General features: G+C 74.8%; 5 protein-coding genes. 1 reads left to right on the top strand and 4 read right to left on the bottom strand.

The window, feature by feature from the left end; translation table 11 throughout:
- The 4 genes from MXD58_RS21950 to MXD58_RS21935 all read right to left on the bottom strand — a co-directional run.
- On the bottom strand, nt 1-1126 hold a 1126-nt coding region (locus MXD58_RS21950; RefSeq protein WP_250609836.1), incomplete at its 3' end, for an AAA family ATPase.
- A 139-nt stretch (nt 1127-1265) separates the two neighbouring features.
- Nucleotides 1266-2153 (bottom strand): NAD kinase, encoded by an 888-nt coding sequence (locus MXD58_RS21945; RefSeq protein ID WP_248837164.1) that lies wholly within the window; start codon nt 2151-2153, stop codon nt 1266-1268.
- Between the two features lie 5 nt (nt 2154-2158).
- Nucleotides 2159-3106, bottom strand: a complete 948-nt coding sequence (locus tag MXD58_RS21940; protein WP_248837291.1) for a TlyA family RNA methyltransferase — start codon at nt 3104-3106, stop codon at nt 2159-2161.
- Nucleotides 3107-3123: 17 nt separating this feature from the next.
- Nucleotides 3124-3387, bottom strand: a complete 264-nt coding sequence (locus MXD58_RS21935; protein WP_248837163.1) for a hypothetical protein — start codon at nt 3385-3387, stop codon at nt 3124-3126.
- Nucleotides 3388-3632: 245 nt separating this feature from the next.
- Here MXD58_RS21935 and MXD58_RS21930 point away from each other — a divergent pair, with 245 nt between their 5' ends.
- On the top strand, nt 3633-3971 hold the full coding sequence (locus MXD58_RS21930; RefSeq protein ID WP_248837162.1) for an alkyl sulfatase: 339 nt from the start codon (nt 3633-3635) through the stop codon (nt 3969-3971).
- Nucleotides 3972-4088: the final 117 nt, after the last annotated feature.

Here is a 4088-nt window from a genome sequence, read left to right as displayed (position 1 = left end):
GCGGGGCGCCCAGCCCCCCCACCTCGGCGGCCAGGTCGTCGCGGCGGACGGTGAGGGTCTGCGCGTTGTCGCCGGCGCCGTCGAGTTCCAGCAGCCGGCGGCCGGCCTGGTCGGCCCAGGCGAGCACGCCGTCGATGTCGGTGCCGTGCGCGCGGGTGAGGGTGGTCAACGCCGCCTTGCGGTCCTGGGCGTCGGCGAGGCGGCCGGGGTCGGCGTCGATGCTCTCCGCGTAGGAGGCGAGGTCGGCGGCGACGTCGGTGAGCAGCATGCCGACCTCGGTCAGCCGGGAGCCGAGGGCGGCGAGTTCGGCGTCGAGGTCGGAGTCGCCGGCGATGACGCGGCGGGCGGCGGAGACGAGGTCGACGGCGCCAGGCTCGTCGGAGCCGGACGCCGGGTCGCTCATCAGCGCCGCGTGCGCGGTGCGGGCGGCGCGCACCAGGGTCTCGGCGTGCTCGAGCCGGTTGAGCTCGGCGTCGAGGGTGACGTCCTCCCCGGCGACCGGCTCGACCCGCTCCACCTCGGCGAGGCCGAGGCGCAGTAGCTCGGCCTCCTGCTCCCGTTCCCGCGTCCGTTCGATGATGTCCGCGAGCGTCCGGGTGACCCGGTTCAGCTCCGCGTGGACGACGCCGTAGCGGGCCAGCGGCATCGACACCGCCACGCCGGCGAACCGGTCCAGCGCCTGGCGCTGCGCGGATGGGCGCAGCAGCCGCTGCGCCTCGGACTGGCCGTGGACGGCGATGAGATCCTCGGCGATCTCGCCGAGCACGCTCGCCGGCACGGACCGGCCGGCGACCTGCGCCCGCGACCTGCCCTCCGCGGTCAGCGTCCGCCCGACGACGAGCACCGCGCCGCCAGGATCGTCATCGAGGTCGCCGCCGACCTCACGGACGCGGTCGGCGACCGCGGAGTCGACCGGGATCACCAGCCGCCCCTCGACGAACGCGCGCTCCACCCCCGGGCGGACCAGGCCGTAGTCCGCCCGACCGCCGGTCAACAGGCCGAGACCCTGGACGATCATGGTCTTGCCGGCGCCGGTCTCACCACTGACGACGGTGAGGCCGGCGGCGAGGTCGAGGGCGGCATCGTCGATGACCCCGAGGCCGCGGATGCGAATCTCCTCGAGCACGCCCCGAACTCTAACCGTCCCGCCGCATGCGCCGACATCGTCGCCCAGTTCCACCCGCACCGCCCCCACCCCGCACCGCCCCCACCGCTGCCCCCGGCCATCACCGCCGATCCGCCCGGGCCGCGTCGGCGCCGGGCCGTCAACGCTCGTTGCGGCCCCGCCAGCCCGCCACCGGCAGGTCGAACTTGGCGACGAGGCGGTCGGTGAACGGCAGCGGGCGGACTACCGCTAGGCGCACCGGTCGCCGCCCCCGCACGACCTCGACCCGTGACTCCGGCGGCACCTCGGCGAGCCGGCGCCCGTCGCAGTAAAGGATCCCCGGCACCGGTTCCAACACCTCGACGGCGACGGTGGAACTCGGCGCGAGCACCAGCGGACGGGCGAACAGCGCATGCGCGCTGATCGGCGCGACGAGCAGCGCCTCCACCCCCGGCCACATCACCGGCCCGCCGGCGGAGAACGCGTAGGCCGTCGAACCCGTGGGCGTCGAGCAGATCACCCCGTCGCAGCCCCAGCGGGACAGCGGCCGCCCGTCGATCTCCAGGACGCATTCCAGCATCCGGGCCCGCTCGGCCTTCTCCAGCGACATCTCGTTGAGCGCCCAGCCGGTGTAGGTCACCTCGCCGCGGCGGCGGACCGTCACGTCGACGGTCATCCGGTCCTCCACCGCGTAGTCCTTGCGAACGACATGGTCGATGGTGGACGCCAGCGCGTCCGGCTCCGCCTCGGCGAGGAATCCGACGTGACCGAGGTTGACGCCGAGCAGCGGCGCGTCGGCGGCGCGGGCGAACTCGGCGCCGCGCAGCAGGCTGCCGTCCCCGCCGAGAACGACGACGAGCTCCACGCCGACCGCCGCGTCGGCATGGTGCGGGACGACGGTGGCTCCGGTGAGGTCGAGCTGCTCGGCCTCGTCGCGCAAGACCCGTGGGTTGATGCCCGCTGCGGCCAGTCCTTCGATCACCCGCTGCGCGCTCTCCCGCACGACCGACCGGCGGGGATGGGTGACAACAAGCACGTCCCGTGACATCCCCGTCACCCCGATCGCTCGGCGTTGCGACCGCCGGCCGGACCGGCGGCGATGGCGCCGGCCAGGTCGTCCTCGCCGAGCGGCGGCGCGCCGGCGAGCAGCCACAGCAGGTACTCGACGTTGCCGGCGGGCCCCGGCAACGGGCTCGCCGTGACCCCCGCGACCCCGAGGCCGAGCTGGGCCGCGGCGACCGCGACCGCGCGCACCGCTGCGGCGTGCAGCGCCGGGTCGCGGACCACCCCGCCGGCACCGAGACGCTCCCGACCGACCTCGAACTGCGGTTTGACGAGCAGCACGAAGTCGGCGTCCGGCGCCGCGCACGCCCGCAGCGCCGGCAGCACCAGCTCCAACGGGATGAACGACAGGTCACCGACGACGAGCTCGACGGGTTCACCGACCTCGGCCGGGGTCAGCGCACGGGCATTGACCCGGTCGAGCACCCGCACCCGCGGATCCGACTGGAGCCGCCACAGCAACTGGCCGTAGCCGACGTCCACGGCTACCACCGAAGCCGCCCCGTGACGCAGCAGCACGTCGGTGAACCCCCCGGTCGACGCCCCCACATCCAGGCACCGCCGCCCGGCGACCACCAGCGACCGCCCCGCACCGGACGTGCCCGGACTGACCGGACTGACCGGACTGACCGGGATGCCTTGGGGCACGGCACTGTCGACGGACGAGGTGACGGAGGGGGCTCCGGCGGTGTCGAGCGGTGGAACACCGAAGGCGGCGAAGGCGCCGAGCAGCTTGTGCGCGCCGCGGGAAGCCCAGCCGGGATCGTCACCCGCGGCGACGGCGATCGAGGTGGAGCCGTCGACAATGGTGGCGGCCTTCGTGGCCGCGATGCCTCCGACCACCACGTGACCGGCGTTGATCGCGGCGACGGCCTGCTCTCGGGATCGGGCCAGGCCACGGCGGACCAGCTCACTGTCGAGGCGTACGCGACGGGACACCATGGCGCGTTCCCGGCTCAGCGGGCCGGACGGCCCGGACCGGGCCGCGGGCCGGGCGCGGTCGCGGTACCCGCGGGCGCCGCGCCCGCGGACCCGTCGAGGTCGGCCAGGGCCTCGGCCAGGCGGCGGTTCATCTCCTCGAACACCTCCACATGCGCGGACGTCGCCAGCCCGTCGAGGGTGTCCAGCCGGGCCAACGCGTCGCGGATCTCGCCCGGCAGGCCGTCCGTGCTCCCGATGTCCGGATTCGCCGTGTCAGCGTTCACTGGGTCAGCGTTCACGGTGTCAGCCTCCCGCACTTTCCGCCGTTGATGCGACGGTCCCCCGCGACGTACGTCATGCGACGTATCTCATGGCCGGTCCGCCCGCCGGGACGGCCGCCGCCGCACCGCGTCGACCGGCACGGGAACGCACCGGCCGCGGATCGGGCCTCGCACCGCCGCGGACCCGCCCGCCGGGGCACCATGGGATGACCCGCCACCCGGCGAGCATGCCCGAACCTTCCCGAGAGGAGCAGGATCCCCCGATGGCCGACAGGTCGCAGTGCGAGGCAGCGCTCCGGGCCATCGCCGCCCGTCTCGACCGGCTCACCGGGCCGGGCCACCCGCCCGCTACTCCCGACCGCACGATCCTGTGCCGGGTCCCCGATCTGGACACGGTCTTTCATGGCGAGCTGCGCGATGGCCGCCTGCACGACATCGGCGAGGGCATCCGTGAGCAGGCGCAGATCGTCCTCACCGTCGGCAGTGACGATCTGGTGGCCCTCACCGAGGGCAACCTGTCTGTGCTCGGCGCGTGGCGGGCCGGCCGGCTCAAGGTCGACGCGAGCATGCGGGACCTGTTGCGGGTGCGCTCCCTGCTGTAGCCGTCGCGGTCGCTGTGGCGCTCGCCGCGCCGCCAGCGCCGCCAGCGCCGTGGATGGCCGGTCAGTCGCGTGGCGCCGGTGGCGTCAGCTCGGCGCAACCCGGCGGCCGGTCCGGCG

Source organism: Frankia sp. AgKG'84/4 (assembly GCF_023242965.2).
GTDB lineage: Bacteria > Actinomycetota > Actinomycetes > Frankiales > Frankiaceae > Frankia.
The sequence above is the reverse complement of the archived record's forward strand: the minus strand, read 5'-3'. Positions and strand labels throughout refer to the sequence as shown.